Annotated in this window: 9 protein-coding genes; 7 read left to right on the plus strand and 2 right to left on the minus strand. The window is 43.1% G+C overall.

The genetic code is table 11. The features are described 5' to 3' along the window. Positions 1–12 precede the first annotated feature (12 nt). From ZOBGAL_RS10895 to ZOBGAL_RS10905, 3 genes are all read left to right on the plus strand, one after another. Entirely contained in the window at positions 13–1,758 is a 1,746-nt protein-coding gene (locus ZOBGAL_RS10895; protein WP_013993661.1) for a RagB/SusD family nutrient uptake outer membrane protein, read from the plus strand. Between the two features lie 16 nt (positions 1,759–1,774). After that, entirely contained in the window at positions 1,775–3,448 is a 1,674-nt protein-coding gene (locus tag ZOBGAL_RS10900; protein WP_013993662.1) for a lipoprotein, read from the plus strand. Positions 3,449–3,713: 265 nt separating this feature from the next. Next, positions 3,714–6,734: a beta-galactosidase gene (locus ZOBGAL_RS10905; RefSeq protein ID WP_013993663.1), complete on the plus strand. Its 3,021-nt coding sequence runs from the start codon at positions 3,714–3,716 to the stop codon at positions 6,732–6,734. A 511-nt stretch (positions 6,735–7,245) separates the two neighbouring features. On the opposite strand, the gene ZOBGAL_RS10910 is transcribed toward ZOBGAL_RS10905, so the two are convergent. Continuing rightward, positions 7,246–10,329, minus strand: coding sequence for a glycoside hydrolase family 2 TIM barrel-domain containing protein (locus ZOBGAL_RS10910; RefSeq protein WP_013993665.1), 3,084 nt, complete (start codon positions 10,327–10,329; stop codon positions 7,246–7,248). Between the two features lie 395 nt (positions 10,330–10,724). Between ZOBGAL_RS10910 and ZOBGAL_RS10915 the strand changes: the two genes are divergently transcribed. The 4 genes from ZOBGAL_RS10915 (at position 10,725) to ZOBGAL_RS10930 (ending at position 14,985) form a co-directional block, all read left to right on the plus strand. Then, complete coding sequence (locus ZOBGAL_RS10915) at positions 10,725–11,033, plus strand: hypothetical protein (protein ID WP_013993666.1); 309 nt, start codon at positions 10,725–10,727, stop codon at positions 11,031–11,033. A gap of 230 nt (positions 11,034–11,263) precedes the next feature. Beyond that, positions 11,264–13,633 (plus strand): TonB-dependent receptor, encoded by a 2,370-nt coding sequence (locus ZOBGAL_RS10920; RefSeq protein WP_013993667.1) that lies wholly within the window; start codon positions 11,264–11,266, stop codon positions 13,631–13,633. Positions 13,634–13,674: 41 nt separating this feature from the next. Next, positions 13,675–14,451: a DUF4625 domain-containing protein gene (locus ZOBGAL_RS10925; protein ID WP_046287885.1), complete on the plus strand. Its 777-nt coding sequence runs from the start codon at positions 13,675–13,677 to the stop codon at positions 14,449–14,451. Between the two features lie 60 nt (positions 14,452–14,511). Next, positions 14,512–14,985 carry a DUF4625 domain-containing protein gene (locus ZOBGAL_RS10930; protein WP_013993669.1) on the plus strand — a complete coding sequence of 158 codons (474 nt, stop codon included), beginning with the start codon at positions 14,512–14,514 and terminating at the stop codon, positions 14,983–14,985. A gap of 160 nt (positions 14,986–15,145) precedes the next feature. On the opposite strand, the gene ZOBGAL_RS10935 is transcribed toward ZOBGAL_RS10930, so the two are convergent. Then, on the minus strand, positions 15,146–18,103 hold the full coding sequence (locus ZOBGAL_RS10935; RefSeq protein WP_231854809.1) for a TonB-dependent receptor: 2,958 nt from the start codon (positions 18,101–18,103) through the stop codon (positions 15,146–15,148). Positions 18,104–18,110 lie beyond the last annotated feature (7 nt).

Consider the following 18,110-nt stretch of genomic DNA (forward strand, 5'->3'; position numbering starts at 1 on the left):
TGTGCAATTGTTATGATACGAATTACTAAAAAATACTTTTTTTCAATTTTATTTCTGGCATTGTCACTTGGTTCGTGCGATGACGATATTTTAAATCAAACTGACCCAAATAGAATTTCCACCGATAGCTTCTGGAAAAATTTAGACGATACAAATAGTACGCTAACCGCCACGTACGCTACATTATTCGATCATTATATACTTTGCTTGGTGGAAGAATCATGGCGTTCTGATATGGGGTGGCCTGGATTTGGGAGGCCAACACCAGGTGACGGACAGGGGAGAACCTATTATTATAAAACATATACCAATAGTGATAATTCCATACAAAAGAAATGGGAGGGACTGTACCAAGGGATATCTAGGGCGAACCAGACAATTAGCGGTCTTGAAAGTTTAAAGGGAACGGTCAATGAAGACGAATGGACATTGCAAATGGCCCAAGCCCGTTTCTTTAGAGGTTTGTTCCATTTCTATTTGCATACTTCCTTTAATGAAGGGAATGTGATTTTAAGGGACAAGGTTCCCGTAACCCAAGAAGATTTCAATAAAGGGGTTTCGCCCTCTGGCGAAGTCTTAGACTTTTTTAGGGCCGATTTAGAATATGCATACAAAAATCTACCGGCTAAGTATGAAAACCTTAGTGCTGACCAAGGCCGGGTAACCGCAGGAACGGCCGCTACTATATTAGGAACAAGTTTTCTCTATGAAGAAGAGTATACAAAGGCACTTGATTTATTTAACGATGTCATTGACAATCCCGAGTATGGATATAGACTCGTAGATCCGGAAGTCCTCTTTACAATTGAAGGAGAGTTTAATTCGGAATCTATTTTCGAGATTCCCTATAATGTTATTCATAGGCCAGAGCTGAACCAATGGGATGAGTTGAGTCAAACAAACAGGTATGGTTTTCTCTTTTCGGGTGTTACCACGTCTATGCCGGCTTGGATCCAATACCGATACAAGACGGAACCTATGGATCCATTGGACGAAAGAAATTATTATGTCGATGCGATAGAGGGACGAAAATTACGCAATGTTCCTTTAAGGGCTTCACAAATGGTAACCTTGGTCGAAGATGAGCAAACCCTGTATTATTTAGACGATAATGTTAGCGAAAACATGAAAAAAGGAGCAAGGGGCTGGGGTTTCGGACATTCTAAAAAATACAGTAACCACGATCATCTAAAAAGTGAAGATGATAACCCGAAAGGTTCATGGAATTCAGGAAAGAACGTCATTGTTAATAGATTGGCGGAAGTGTACCTCATGCGTGCTGAGTGCCATATTCAAATGGGTAATCTTTCCGAGGCCTTGAACGATATAAACACAATTAGAAAAAGATGGGGGCTACAGCTATTAGGTCCTGTTAAAGACGGCGGTCATACCTTTGACGGCCTTATGTACACCGCACAAACCTTAATGGATCATTTAATGTACGTGGAAAAACCCCTGGAATTGTCAAATGAGGGGCATTCCATTCGATGGGCCGACCTAAGAAGGTGGGGCATTATAAAATCGAATTTTGATAGATTGGCAAGTGAAGTCTATTATGCCGTGCCTTATAATTTTACAAGATTGGACGGTACCAAAGGGTGGAACGACGCATCTGTGATTATGGGTCCTGAACCGGCCGAATTTGAATTGTTGGTCGATTTTGAATACGATTTGACAGCCGAGAATTATAATCCCGAATTACACGATTATTTGCCTATTCCTCTGAGTGAAGTAACCAGCAATTCAAGTATTGACTAACCGTTAAAGCCCATTTATGAAAACTATAAAATTAGTAATGTTATGTTTTTTGGCACTGCTGTCGAGCTGCCAGAATGACGATGAATATGAAGCTCCTGATGCCTTGTCCGATATGGCGTGGTACACTAGTGTGTTTCCAGGTTCCCCGTTTAACGTATCTGCGGAAAAAGACTTTATATCCTTTTTAGATGCGTCACAAGGTGCCATCACCCATGAATGGGTCATTGAAGAGGGTAGCTTCTTTTTGAGACCAGGTTTTACGGCCGGTGATTCATTGCCTACTTTTATTGACGAAGAACTAGGTTTGACCAGCACCGATAAAACGGTTCACGTAATGTTCGTGAAAGAGGGGCTCAATACAGTTTGCCTAAAAAATACATTTGGCGAACAGGTTACGATACAGACGGAGGACGGACCTATTTCGGCAGTTCAAGATGGTGATGAGTGGGTATTTGAAAAGTGTTTTGAGGTGGATGTCTTTGCAAAAGATGTAAAACCTGCTTTTAAAGTTCTTAAAGATGGTGAGGAAATTTTAAATATTGGGGCAGATGATAAAACAAGTGATGATCCGAGTACATGGCCCGTTGTTGATGTTGAAGTAAACAAAACCTTGACCTTCGTAGACTTATCCCTTGTAGGACGGCCCAACTTTAGAACCTGGAATATAACCGGAACGCCCGAAACATCGAACGATTCTATTGTCGAGGTTGCTTTTTTGAATTTTGGGACCACCACGAATGTGGGTAATATAAGGTCTTCTCGAATAGACCCTTTACCCCAAACCTCAAATTTTAGGGCGATTCCTTTAAAGGTTAGGGTGGTTTCTTCCTCTCAACCCTTTGAGATTTTGAGTGAAATCACCGAAGATGAAACGGAAAAATTATCATTTCAGGTTGCAGGTGTAATTGATCAAGCTTCCTTGGTAGGGGAGAATGGAAATTTCACCGTGAACGTTGTAAATGCGGCCGCCGGATTTGATAAAGATATTGCGGTACAATCAATCGGGGTAAATGAGACCGATGGGTCGATTCTTGAATTGACCTTGGCAGAACCTATTTATAATTCTGATGAGATTTTGGTGTCATATGTCGGGGGTGATATCCAATCCACTGATAAAAGAACATTGGAAATATTCAATGATAAAAAAGTAATCCCGCACCTAGGGGATAGTGTCCTTGAAGCCGATGAAAGATATAGCTTCGAAATTGAAGACGATAGGGGAGATGGCGGTAATACCGCAGGCTTTTGGACACAACATAACAATCCATGGTATTTCTGGGGAACTCAAGAAATTACTGCAGCTGATGGAGTACGTGTGGTAAGGTATCATGCCGATGATTTTTCGGCCGCACCCGATGTTTCTTGGTTGTGGGGTCTACCGGCGGCTGAGACCGCGGCGCTTGTGCCCAATGCGGGAACCTACAGGCTTTCCATTGAGGTTTTTAGGGAATCGGGTTCCACTATCGGGGCCTTGGCGCTCAACACTAACCCCGATTGGGTCGTAAGTGTAATTGATTTTAGTGAGGGCCCTGATGGACAATGGATAAAATATTCGGCAGATATTCAGTTGACCGGAGCTATGGAAAGATTAAATGTGGGCGTAAGAAAGTTTGACAATCCGGGTGTTTCCGGATCCCAGACCTTTTATATAGACGATATACGGTTAACCCCGCTGGAAGCCCGTCCGTAAACATAATTATTAACGCATTGAGTTAGTTGAGTTTTTTCCCTTTGGCGTGAATTGCGCCAAGGGGAAATTAAACTATACTTTTTCAACCTAAAATCATAAACTATGTAAGATACTAAGAAAGATCGCCCCTAAAACAATTATAAGGATTGCCCCTTACAATCATATCTTAAAACTTAATATTAGAAGGACTTCTAAGTCTTTTCGCCTCTGACTTTTTGTTGGCGGATAGGCTATGGAAGTTATACTATAACCTATAATAGAACCTATGAAAAATAGAATTTTAATCCATTTTGCCCACCTTGTTATTGCATGTCTTGTGGGCTTTACCTCTGTGGCCCAAAGAACAAGAACCCCCCAAATAAATATCGAGGATTTTTCGGGTACCGAAGAAGAAGCCGAAACTAAAATAGAAGCCTTGAACAAGCGTATTTTAGAGGCGGAAGAATTGGGGATAGACCCTACAAAAGAGAAAATGGCCGTACGGCTTGCCGAAATATTCTTGTTCTATGCCAACTGGGACGAGAAAAATAAAACAGCCTATGAGAAGATGTTCGATGGGTTACATACGTTTCATGGAACTACGGCTAAAAATCTTGCTGAACACTTACCTTCCTTTGAACGTAGCGAGGTAATCACCGTTCTCGATAACGCTATGGCCACTTTAAACCGGTTGATCGACGGAGAGATAACCCGAAAACCGATACCTAGTATCGATTGGACCCGAATATCCTATGAAAACAACAAACAGGTACTTGATGGGAAACCGATTTTTTTAGCGGATTATACCTGGCAAAAAGATAAGGCCGGCCCATATGATATAACTACTTATTTTGGAAATTACGGAAGTTTTTATATGGATGCAAACATGGTGGAAAATGAAGCAGGAGATATTTCGCCATGGGTCTTGGGCGATATAAGCGGTAGACCCTCAGGTAATTTTGGGGTATTGTTTATAGGGCATACCCGTATTCCTAGTTGGTTGGAAACAAAATATCCTGATATACGTATAGGTGGAGGTCTTTTTACAAAGTATGATATTAGTAGCCCTGGAGCCAAGGAAGTTATGCGAAAATTGTTCAAGGGGACCATTCCCAATCTAAAAGGAAAGAAATATGTTGAGCAGGGCTATATGTTGAGCAACGAACCCCATTGGAACCTGTCGGGTACTTGGGAGACGGTTCAGCTCTCTAACCACGCCAAGGATAGTCTTAGGGATTGGTTAAAAAACAAACACGGCGATATTTCTAATTTGAACACAGTATGGGGCAAGAATTATTCGAGTTTTGATGAGGTGTCCGTAACCGTTCCGATGCCCGAAACCGAGAGAGGTGGGCCCGTATGGTACGATCTTATGAAGTTCAATCAGAGCCGCGTGAACAACTGGTTTTCTTTTTTGCATGATGAGGTGAAAAAATACGACCCTGATGCCAAGACCCATATTAAACTGATTCCCTCCCAATGGGCGGGAAATGATAGACATCATGGATTGGACTTTGAGATGTTGACCAGCATAACGGACCATATCGGTAACGATGCCGGGGCAAAAAACTCACTTCGGTGGGGGGCGCCACAAGATTGGGAAGACCGGTACCATTTTTTCTGGAGGGACCTCAGTATGTCCTATGATTTTTTTAGGTCGGTTTCTCCCAATAAGGTCAATTACAATTCCGAAGTTCACTTTTTGCAGGCTCCTGCCTTTACAGATTTATTTTTAGACCGAAAATATGTAAGGTCGGTTTATTGGCTGGCTGTTCTACAAGGTATGAATTCAGCTCAAACTTGGTTTTGGCCTAGACTTGAAGATGGGTCGTTGCGACTGGGCCACGATTCTGAAAAAGAATTGGCAGGTTCTCCAATTAACCAACCGCAGGTAATACATGAGATTACATCTACCATGATGGATATAAATTCATATTCGGAACATCTTGATGCATTGCAGAATTTAAGGCAGCCCATTAGAATTTTTTACTCGGAAACATCGGCCATTAACAAAAAGAAGCATATGGATGAGCTCTTCGAAATCTATGAATCACTCTATTTTGAAGGCCTGCCCATAGGTTTTGCGACAGAAAGGATAATCACTGGGCAAAACAATGCACTGTGGGATGTTATTGTTGTAAACAAGACGGAATATGTAACGAAGGGGGAATTGGAAGCACTACAGGCTTACCTGGACCAGGGAGGTACCATTATTGTAGATGCCGAAAGCCTTAAAAAAGATGAATATGGAAGAAGTCATGGCCTAGGGTTGAACACGGGAAAGGGAGGAAAAATAATTTCTAGTGCATCGGCATCGGATGTGGTTTCCAGTGCTTTGGGAATTGCCAAGGCAAAAGGAAGGTTCCCGAATGTAACTTTAAAGGAAACCAATGGCTTAGGTTTAAAAGGCTGTGTTTCTAGAGGCTATAGAAGTCCACAGGGAGAAGATATTATCAATATTATAAACATCGGAAAAGAAAGCGCCAATATAGAACTACAACTGAAGAATACTTCTGAAGATTTGGTCGTCGTTGATTTGTTGACGGGAGAGAAGTTAGATGCTAGTTTTGTTATGGAACCGGAAACCGTGTATTTGTTGGAGGTGAGGAAAAGAACGGCAGATGACAACCGGTTTGAAGTTTCCACTACCGAAGAAACCTGCCACGATAAAGATAACGGAGAGGTAAATATTGTTGCTGATTTAGAACAAAACTACACGGCAACCTTTAATGGGGAAAAGTTTGATTTTACAAAAGACCTGACCATAGACAACGTGTCACCGGGTAAGTATGAATTGTGTGTTGAAACCAAAAACCAAGAGGATAAGGCCTGTTATCATCTAGAGGTAAAAGAGGCTGCCGTCATATCGGGTAAATCTTCCGTTGCATCCAAAAAAATGACTTTGGATATCGAGAAGGGAACACCGCCATTTCGGGTGCAGGTTAATAACAATCAAGTATATCAAACCAATTCAAAATCCTTTACCGTAAATGTTGAGGATGGCGACCTAGTTCAGGTCCGGTCCAATAAGGATTGCGAAGGGGTGCTTGAAAAAATCGTAGGCCCCTACGACGATGTGTCCATTGCCCCGAACCCTACGGATGGTTTGGTTGAGATTCATTTGCCTACACATAAGGACACGGTTCAAATTGACCTATTGAACCTTCAGTCCCAATTAGTTTCCTCAAAAGTCTATACGATAACCTCGGGCAAGGTTACGGTTGATTTAAGAAATCGGCCATCGGGTGTTTATTTTGCAAAAATTATGCTCGATAAAGTGGTGAATGTAAAAATCATAAAAAAGTAAAAAGGCAATAAAAGTGCTTGTACGTTTGTTCGTAACGGCAATTTTTATTGGATTATGTTCGGGTGGCGGTGATGATCCGCCATCCGTACCTAAAGATAATAAGGAGCCATTCGCAGTAGCTGAACCGATATTCCGCGCTGATAACGAGTGGTGCGCAGACCATATGTTAATTTTTAATGGAGCAAAGCTGTAGACCCAACCGCCCGATCTTGGACTTGGATGGGGGAATCGCAGCTCTAGGCATTGGATTTTCCAAAGGTGAGTGTAATCAATACTATAGAGTAGATAATCCATCCTAAAGATAAACTCGCTATCGACCATCGTTTAGCTTTTGAAGCCGGCCACAGCAAAAATCAAAGGACGGACCGTAGTTTTAAAATCAAAGGAAATTGAAGCTCCAATTTATATCCGCTATGCCTTTTCGGGGAAACCGGATGTCAATTTAGTCAACGGGGCCGATTTGCCTGCCTATCCTTTCAGAACAGGTACTGGTGAATAGTATAAAATAGCTTTAACGAACTGAAATCTCGTCAATAAATAGCGACTTGTTCTCTAGCCCTTCCAAATTGATAGTGTTGGCGCCACGATCAATTTCAATGGGGATGTTTACCGTTTTCCATGTATTGCCCAAGTTACCTGTATGGGGTAATTGAAGTTTTGGGCGAACCGTTTTTCCGTTGATCGAAATTTTTATGCTTGTACCCTGTGTTTCCTTCGTGCTATACCTAATAAATAGATTTCCGCTACCGGCCCCTCCGTCATTTTCTTGGTACCATGAGATTATGGCTCCTGTATTATTCATATTCACATAGCCCTTTCCATTAAAATTTGTCCCTTTTGATGAAATTTCGGCATTGCTTAAAGTGGCGTCTTCGGCTTGCTCACCAATTGGGCGACTATTTTCATTGGTTTTGTTCCAGCTAAAACCTTCGTTTTTTCCGAAAGTTTCCTCTAGAATTTGAAAAGGTTCTCCGTCGACTACTATTAATGCTTTTACCGTAGTCTCTAAACCTATTTCAAAACTGTGATTATAGGGCGTTGATTCGCTTGTCGGCCGGTCTCCGTTTGTAGTATAGAAAATTTTAATATCAGGGTTGAATTGACTTCCTCTTAAGGTGATGATTTCGGTATCTATACTTACTGATTTGGAAGTGATTAATTTTTTCTCTCCCAAGATAGAACTTGCCAATACGTTGATGTCTCCGTCTGGATTTGTACTTTCTATGTAGGCACGGATTAATCCGTAAAAGGCCTTTCTATGATTTGGCCCTACATGTTGTTCGGTGTCAACGGGACTTCCATTATCTAAAGCCTTGATTTTTCCGGCGCCAAACACATTAAAGTAGGTTCTGTTTTCTCCGTAGGGGTAAAAGGTTCCCTTGTTATCCGTCGTGCTCACTCGAACTTGAACAATATCGTTAGTTTTATGTCCTAAGGTTTCTCCATCAATGGATAACTGAATCTTAGCAGGTTCGTTTGCGGTGCTTACCATTTCTTCCGAAATCGCTTTTCCATCTTTATAACCAATAGCTTTTAACGTTCCGGGTTGCCATTTTACTAGCCATTGGCACTGCATTTTATCCCAAGCTTTCCCGGGTTTTTGTTTTCCTAAGGAGAGGCCGTTAAAAAACAACTCCACTTCATCACAATTGGAATATACCCAAACCGGTATTTTAGTATTCAATTTCACTTTAGGATGCGTCCAATGTGGTAAAATATGAACCATAGGTTCAGTCGTCCACTGGCTTTGGTATAGGTAGTATAAATCCTTTTCAAAATTGGCGATATCGATAGCGCCTCCCATAAAAGCTTTGAACGGCCAGCCCCCGTGTACATAACCTGCTTCTCCGATATAGTCGTGACCGGTCCACCGGAAAGAGCCTGCATATGCCGGAATGTCCCTCAGTTGGGCGATATTTAAACGCGATGATACCCGAACCGTTGCGTTGTCATAACTAGAGTTGAAAATTTGTTTTCTGTTTTTCCTTTCGGACCCATCTATCCAATCATGGGTAAATACTTCTTTTTCTGTTAAATCAGGAAGGTCGTAAGGCCGTTGTTTCGGGTTTGGAAAACCATCTCGAAACCAAGTTTTAGTTCGGTAATACCCCCTAACTTGCCAAGTATGGGTGTTTTCGGTGCCGATAAAAACCTTTCCACTTTGATTCTCCTTAAGATTTTCTAGGAAGCCTTTCTTTTCGCTGCCACCGTTAACGCCCAATACATTCATGTATTTCGAGCCGGAATGCCCGGAGGTTACAGGGCGTGTAGGGTCTAAAAGATTACAGGTTTCGACTAAATCCTTCCCTACTTCACCACGCGTTTCGTTGCCTACACTATAAATAACAATAGAAGGGTGGTTCCGGTCTCTCTTGATCCAATCGGTAATATCTTGTTTCCACCATTTTTCAAAATGATGGGCTCCATAATCGTTTTTGGCTTTTTTCTTCCAGCCATCAAAAATTTCGTCCATCACCATAATACCTATTTCATCACAGATGTCATAAAACTCGGGGGTTTGTGGGTTATGGGCTGTTCTGATGGCATTTACGCCCATATTTTTTAATTGCTGAATACGAAAAAGCAGAATTTTATAAGGTACCGCTGCGCCTAAAGCCCCGGCATCCTGATGGTTGCAAACCCCACGAAGTTTGATGTTTTTGCCGTTCATCCACATCCCGGTTTCCGCCTTCCATTCAATATCACGAATTCCAAATCTGTTTTGTACAAGGTCTACCACTTTTTTACCTAAGAGCAATTCGGTTTTTAAGGTGTATAGGTATGGGTTTTCAGGAGACCAACGGATTGCGTTTTTGATGTTTAATACTGTTTTTACCCGCAGTTCTTTTTCGAACCGATCTTTAGAGGAAGCAATAACCTCTCCGTCTTTGTTAAGCACGGTAGTAATCAGTCTTACATTTTTGGCTGACTTGTTTTTATGGAAGACCTCAGTATCTATAAAAACCTTGTCGCCTTCGGTTCTAATGAAAATTCCGTTTCTGGGAATGTGGGTGTTGTTTTTAATATCTATCCAAGTATGTGCATAAATTCCACTACCCGTGTACCAACGTGCTGAAGGTTGTAGGTCGTTGTCAATACGAACGGCAAAAGTAATCTGGTCAGAGGTTTGTGCCATTTCGCTAATGTCATAGGCGAAAGAAATCCATCCGTAAGGTCTTGTACCGAGCTCTTGTCCATTGGCCCAAACGGTGCTGTTCATGAATGCGCCGTCAAAAGCAATTTCAATATGTTTTCCTTTCCATTCCCTTGGAACGGTAATGGTTTTTCTGTACCACCCAAAACCTGCCGGTAGGTAACCGCACTGGTCGCCCATAGGATTGTTTTTATCGTATTCTCCCTCAATACTCCAGTCATGGGGCAGATCTAATATTCTCCATGAATTATCATTGAACTCCACTTGTTCTGCACCGGGGATGTCTTGCTGGATAAATTTCCAATTAGCATCAAAACTGATTCGTTCACCGATGGGCTTGTCCGATTTGGGCGGACTGGCAAATCCTGAGGAAATAAGGCAGAAAAGAAATAACAGCATTAGGGTCGGGATGCATTGCTTTTGAAGATGTTTCTTGTACATACGGGTGTTTTATGATGAAGGAAGAGTGGGTACTATAAGTGCCGCTGGATAAATAAAGCGATTGAAAAATCCAAATGTATATAACGCAGCGGATTAAAAAGTGAAAACCGAAAAAAAATAACATTTTGAGCCCCAAATTGAGATTTTGGCCGTTAAAAACATCAATTTATAAGGGTGGATTTTACAGCCGTCAATGGTACAAAGGAGTATTGGGATATAAGCCGTCATAACTCTAAATAGCTTTTTTATTGGGATACCGGGCTTGTAAAAAGATGAAGGCAGGAGGGAAGCTTTGCTTAGATCAGTTAGAATTATTAACCCATTTTCTGTATTTAACGATTTCCTTAAGACGAAATTAACATGGGCTTGGCAATATTTTAGTAAGTTTGCCGCAAATGCTTCAGGGTCGTTTAAAACATATCAGCTCGTATTTCTTACTTGTTCTTTTCCTTTCTGTGAAAATGGCAGGTCTGCACGTGTTGTCTCATTCTGAAGATAAAGACCATGCCGTTCATTGTACGGTTTGTGATCTGACTACCGCACATAATCTAGTTCCGGCTATTGCTCCGGATGTTCCTGATTTCACGGTAAACAATTTTGAGGAAATTTCCCTTCAAGAATCCGATGCCGAATATACCTTTGTGGTTAGCGGTACAATAGATTCCGATCAACTCTTTTCTAGGCCTCCTCCGTTTAGGCTATAATCTTTCCTGTACATTTCTATAGTTCTAACACCACGTAGGTGATGGGTTTTGAGTAGGTTTTTGCTCCGTCCTGAGTCAGTTTATATGTGGTTTGCTACGGTAATCCGTGGTCGGTATGCTTCGTTTTTTTTTTTGAGTGTATCTGTTTGAACACTAGTTGTGTACAGTTGTAAAAGGACGCGTTTCCGCGTTCTTGTTCTCTTAATTTTTCTAGTTTTTTAGCAATCAGTATGATGTACAGATTATTGGGCATGTGGCTGTGTTTTAGCCTATGCTTGGTAGCCCATGCACAAAGCACTTTTGATGTCGAAGGTGTGGTGTTGGACGGGAATACCTTAAAACCGATCAAGGATGTAAACATCCTCAGTAAACCCTTTTTTGCCATTTCCAACGACAACGGCGAGTTTAAAATTTCCGATGTCCCCAAAGGAAAATACACCTTTACGGTAAGCCATATCGCTTATGGGTTACAGCACCTTGAAATCGAGGTAGATAGCAACCATAAACCCTGGGTAATAAGGCTTCAGGAAGCCGTGACGAACTTGGAGGGGATAGAGCTTTCCGCAACAACGGATGGGCGTAAGGCACAGGAGTTGGCGACGATTTCCGTGGCGGTTTCAAAGGCGTTTTTGGAGGGGAACAGGGAGAACAGCCTTATGCAGACCCTTAAGAAAATCCCCGGGGTAAGCACTATTTCCATCGGTTCTGGACAATCAAAACCCGTTATCAGGGGGCTCGGTTTTAATCGCGTAAGCGTGGTTCAGAACGGGGTAAAACACGAGGCCCAACAGTGGGGTAATGATCACGGACTTGAAATCGACCAGTACGGTATAGAGAACGTTCAGATCATAAAGGGGCCGGCCTCCCTTCTGTATGGATCTGATGCTATTTCGGGAGTGGTGGATATCGAGCCGCCTAGTGCGCCAATACCTCACACTTTTGAAGGCGAAGTGAACCTACTGGGTGAAACCAATAACGCCCTCTTGGGGGTCTCAACGGGAGTTCAAGGGCGAAAAGAGACTTGGTTTTACCGCGGGAGACTCACCTTGAGGGACTACGGGGATTACAAGGTGCCAACCGATAAAATTCGGTATGAGAGCTATATTTTTGACCTGCATGACAATCACTTGAGGAATACGGCGGGGCAAGAGGCCAATGTAAGTTTCAGCCTGGGCTATCTGGGGGATGGCATTAAGTCGGAAACCTTTTTTAGCAATGTTTTTGCCAAGAATGGATTCTTCGCCAATGCCCATGGCCTTGAGGTGAGAACTTCCGCCATCGATTACGACGGGTCGAGCCGCGATGTCGATTTGCCCTTTCACCAAGTGAACCATTTCAAGGTGGTTAACAACACCACTTTTTTTAAGGATAAGCATATCGTACAGCTCGATTTCGGCTTTCAGAACAACCAAAGGGAAGAGCACTCCGAGCCGGTGCCCCATGGTTATATGCCCAAGCCTGCCGACAGTAGGGAGCGGATATTTAGCAAAAATACCCTTTCCTTGAACGCAAAAACCACTTATAAGCCCAATGAAGCACATAGTTTCGTGTTCGGACTCAACGGTGAGATGCAAAATAACAATATTGGCGGCTGGGGGTTTTTGATACCCGAGTACGAGCGCTACAATGTTGGGGCATATGTATTTGACCATTATAAGCTTAACGCGAATTTTCATTTACAGGGAGGGATACGCTACGATTGGGGGCATATGTCCACCCAAGGGTATCGCGATTGGTTTCCGTCTACGGTCAATAATGCCGACGGTACCACGTCTTATGTATACATGCAACGGTCACAGGAAAGGAGCCTAGACTTTAACAGTGTCAATGGTTCGGTGGGCCTGAGCTATCATAGCAACAAGACTATCTACAAGTTGAACCTGGGCAAGAGTTTTAGAATGCCCTTGCCGAACGAACTGGCTTCAGATGGTGTCAATTATCACATGTACCGCTATGAAAGGGGGAATATAGACCTCGACCCCGAGCGATCCTACCAAATCGATGCGGATATTGAACATAAGGGAAGCAGGTATCGCATAGGTGTAAGTCCCTTCTTGAATTTTTTCGGAAATTTTATTTATCTCAATCCTACTTCGGGTTACAACGAGTCGCTACAGGTTTATGAATATGTGCAAAGTAAGGTGGTCCGCTATGGGGGCGAGCTTAGTGCAGGGGTAGACCTTAATGCTTCCTTAAGTGCCGATGCTTCGCTGGAGTACGTCTATTCGAGGCAGACCAGTGGACCGAAGAAGAATTTTACCCTCCCTTTTTCCCCACCGCTATCCGCCTTGTTCTCTATCAATTATCGGTTTAACGATTTGGGCTTTCTGACCGAGCCCTCCCTCAATGCGGATCTGCGGGTTACGGCCGAACAAAATAAAATTGTCCCTCCCGAAGAACGCACCGATGGCTACCAGGTTTTGAACCTTTCCGCCACGGCCAAGTTGAACTTGCCCGGCTTCGAGAGGCCTACCCGATTACGGGTAAAACTCAACAATGTATTCCATACCGAATACTACGACCATACCAGCTTTTACAGGCTTATAGATGTGCCGGAGGCCGGTAGAAATATATCGCTATCAATAACAATTCCTTTTTAATAATTAATCAAATGAAGTATAACACCCAAAACAAAAGTAAAATGAAAGCAAATTTTAAATTATCAATCTTTTTCGCATCCTTGATCCTATTTTTTAGCGCTTGTAGCAGTGACGATGAAAATCCTAGTGTGACAGCTCCCGTAATTTCCGATTTTGAATACGGCGCAGGAAGCGAACACTCGACCGACCGCGTAGCGTATAAGGGCTCCGATATACATTTGGAGGCCGCTATAACGGCCGAGGCTGTGGTGAAGAGTATCTCGGTCGATATTCATTCCGATGATGTGACGCCTGCAGAGGGCGAAGTGGAGTGGCATTTTGAACAAAGCTATACCGATGCCACGTATCTCGTTAAAAACCCAACTTTTCATGAGCATATTGATGTTCCTTCAGATATTCCTGCCGGTGAATACCATATAGTCTTAACCGTTACCGACGAAATGGGGAACAGTACCGAGACGGAAGCCCATTTGCAAATTTTGGATGTGATCGCAGTAAGCGATTTTTCCATGGATGAGTCCGTAGTGCGAGGGGAAGATTTCCATGTTGAATTTCAGATAAGTGCAATTCACGGGATTCACGAACTTATGGTCGATGTGCATGCCCACGGACTCACCGTAGGCGAAGGGGAAGTAGAGTGGGACGGTGAATTCAATTACGGTGAAAAATACCACGAAGCCACCGAAGCGGAATTCCATGAGCATATCGACGTGCCGGTAAGCGCTCCCGTAGGCGAATACCATATTAAGTTTACCATTACCGATGAAGAGGGAAACACTTTTGATTACGAAGCGCATATTGATGTAGTCGCCCCCTAGTACTTAAGGCCATCAAGCGGTTATCCCTTGGTGGCCAATTTTTAATTCAAAAATCATTTTATGAAATCAATAAAATATGTTTTTCTGTCTACCCTGTGCCTCTTGTTTTTGGCTTCGTGCTCAAACGGGGATGACACCGATGTAGACGACGAAAAGCCATCTATTAGTTTGGCCGGAGGGTTTCCACAATCATGCACCGAGCTTAAGCGGGGAGAGACCTATATTTTTAAGGCAAACGTTAGTGACAACGTCGGGCTTTCTGCCTACAGTTTAGATTTACACCATAATTTTGACCATCATACCCACGACGATCAAGGTAGTAAATGCGAGCTTAGTGCAAAGAAAACTCCTGACAATCCCTTGATTTTTATGGAAAACTATACCCTTGAACCGGGTAAAACCTCCTATGAGATCACTATTGAATTGACCATACCCCAAGATGTGGATACCGGAGATTACCATTGTGCCTACTCGGTTACCGATGTTACGGGTTGGCAGGGCAGGACCTCGGTAGATGTCAAGATTGTAGAGTGATTTTTTTTGATTTCCGCCTTTTACCGGTAAAAATTATTTTGAAAGTGTAAGTGCGGACTGGCCGTTTAAAATATAAAACAACGGTAGAAAAAAAAGGCTACCCAACTTTTTGTTGAGTAGCCTTTGCTATATGGCTAAAACGAATAAATAAGAACTTGCCTTAGAAGGTAAAACCAAGTCTGGCATAATAGAAAGCCCCGGCAAAACCCATTTGAACGGCATCCCAATATCCGCCTGAATCTGAATCTGCATCTTGTTGGTCAGGGTAAACATTGAAAAGGTTGTTGCTGCCAACATTTAATTTTAAGCTCTCTGAAAGCTGGAAACCAAAATTAAGGTCGGTAACTGTTTTAGCTCCATAATAATCCGGTACTAATCCATAATCGATCAATTCTATTTCACTGAAATGAGTGAAGCTTAAGGAGGTGTCAAACCAACTTTTATCGTAAGTAAGGTTTAGGTTTAATTTGCTGTCAGGTGCAGAGGCTAGCAAAAAAGCCTTGTCCCTTGGACCAAAATACGTGCTCTCGTCAAGGCTGCCGTTGTGTATGTTTTCGATTTTCATGTTGTTGAAGTTAGCCAAGAAGGTTGCTCCAAACGAACTGTCTTCGGAAAGGGTGTTCTTGTAGGACAGAATAACATCTAAACCGGTTGTTTTTGTATCCACTCCATTTACGAAGAACTGGGCGGAGTTAACGTTAGGTATCTGTGGTGCGGGAAAAGCTCCGGTTAGAACAATACGGTCTTTAATATCAATGTAGTAACCATCTACCGTTGCGGTAAAGTTACCCGCTTTGGCCGTAAAGCCAAGTGCGGCGTTAAATGCTTTTTCTTCCTTTAAGGGGCCTATGCCAAAAGAAGCCGTTACCGGACTGTTGTTGGGTGATAACAGGGATTCGGACGCTTGCCCACTGACAAAGTCGGTGTATTTAAGGTTGTAATAAATCTGTGCCAATGATGGGGCCCTGAACCCAGAACTTACGGAACCCCTTATGTTGATGTTCTCGGTCGCTTTGTACCTAGCGGCTAACTTACCATTGGTAGTGCTTCCAAAATCACTAAAATATTCAAAACGGGCAGCACCGCTGACCAAGAACTTTTCGGTTATATCAAGTTCCAAATCCCCGTACAAGGAAACGTTACTTCTGCTTCGGTCTATTTCATTGGCCGGGCTATAGCCAGGGAATCCTTGTGAGCCTCCAGGTCTTTGTTCACCTGTTATTGGGTCCGTAGGGATGGTTTGCGTAGCGGGATTGGTAATCAGGGCCCTGTCTATATCAAAAGTGCCGTATGACGATGCCTCGCCGGCAAAAATTTCAAAATTTTCAGTCTTGTACTCCGCACCAAAGGCTAGGTTCATGCCTTCCATGATATCTTCGTAGAATTTAGAGATGTCCAAATTCGTAACGTTTTGGCTAAGGCTATGTCCGCCTGCGTCGAAATCGACAGGTGATGTTTCTTCAAGGGAGGCGTTCAACGAACCTTTAATGAAGTAATGGAACAAGTTTTTTCCAAAAGTGTTGCTTATATCTACGTTCCAGCCGTTTTCCATCTCTGTACGTATTCCGGCCGACACGGAGTTGTCAATAATATTAGATGTGATACGTGGGGTAAAGCCATTAGGGTAAATACTGACCACGTTTCGTTCCGTAGGGTTGTTACGGGTAAAGGCAAAGGCATCGGTGTCTCTATAGTTTCGACCACCAAAAGCGTAAAATTCGGTGTTTTCCGAAACAGGAATATTTACGTTTCCAAAGAAATTAAATCCATCTATGGCAGCTTCTCCAAATCCTCTCCTAAAATCAAAACCAGGTCTTAGTATTTTGTTTTTGGCGATGTATTCGGTAGTAAAGTTGGCATAACCTTCTTCACCTATCTTGACCCCGTAGTTGGCGGCGAATTTGATGGAGCCCCCGTCAAAGCTCTGGTCTTCGCCAATCGCGTTTCCATCTCTTTCCGTGTCTAGGCGGTTGCCGTCGGTATTAGGTGTTCCATCGGGAAAATCGCCTTGGGCATTGGTGTTGTAAGCGCCGTAACTGATGGAGCCCGAAAGTTCGTCGGTTCGGTCTTTTAATACGATATTAATTACGCCGGCAATGGCATCGGAACCGTATTGTGCCGAGGCTCCGTCCCTTAATATTTCGATTCTTTTGATGGCCGAAGCGGGAATGGCATTAAGGTCGGTGCCTGTGTTGCCTCTACCGCGTGTGCCGAATACATTGATCAATGAAGATTGGTGCCTTCTTTTTCCGTTGATCAAGACCAAGGTCTGGTCTGGGCCAAGTCCGCGTAAGGAAGCGGGGTCAATATGGTCGGCCCCATCGGAACCTGATTGCTTGTTGGCATTGAACGATGGCGCGGCATACTGTAGCAATTGGTTAACTTCTATTTTACCGGTTTTTGAAACCACGTCTGCCATGGGAATGACATCCACTGCCGTTGCGGTTTCCGTAGAAGTTCTATTGGGGTTTCTTGAGCCCACAATGACTACGTTGTCTAATTGTGCGGCAGCTTCCTTTAGAATTACATCTAGTGAACTTTGGTTGCCAACGCTGATTTCCTTTGTTTCAAATCCTATATACGAAACGATTATAATGGCCGATTCATCGGCTAGGGTCAGGGTAAAGTTCCCGTCAAAATCGGTTTGGGCGCCTGTGGTGGTGCCTTTGATGACGACACTGGCGCCCGAGAGCGGATTGCCTTCTATGTCTTTTACGCTACCCTTAACCTCTCTTTCTTGTAGAGTGTCGGTACGCTGTGATATTTTGGTCAAAACAATCTGTTTTCCGTTTATTTCAAAGTTGAAAGCGGCTTTTTGGGCCAGTTTTTTCAGTACTTGGTCTATGGCCTCGTTATTGGCGCGAAACGAAATTTTCTTGGTGTCGTCTATTTCCTTTACGTTGTAAAAGAAGCTGTAATTTGTTTGTGCCTTTATGTCTTTTAAGATACGTTTGAGCGGTACATTTTCGTAGTCGAGCTCTATCGTCGTGGACGAGCCCGTACGGGCACTCGCTTGAAAGGCGATAAAAAAGACGGAAAGCAGGTTCAACATTATTTTTAGGTTAATCTGTTTAAGCCGCCTTGTGGCCAAGGCGCTGTGTTCAAGGTCTTTTTTCATGATCATA

Origin of the sequence: Zobellia galactanivorans, from assembly GCF_000973105.1 — a bacterium.
In the GTDB taxonomy this organism is placed as follows: Bacteria; Bacteroidota; Bacteroidia; order Flavobacteriales; family Flavobacteriaceae; genus Zobellia; species Zobellia galactanivorans.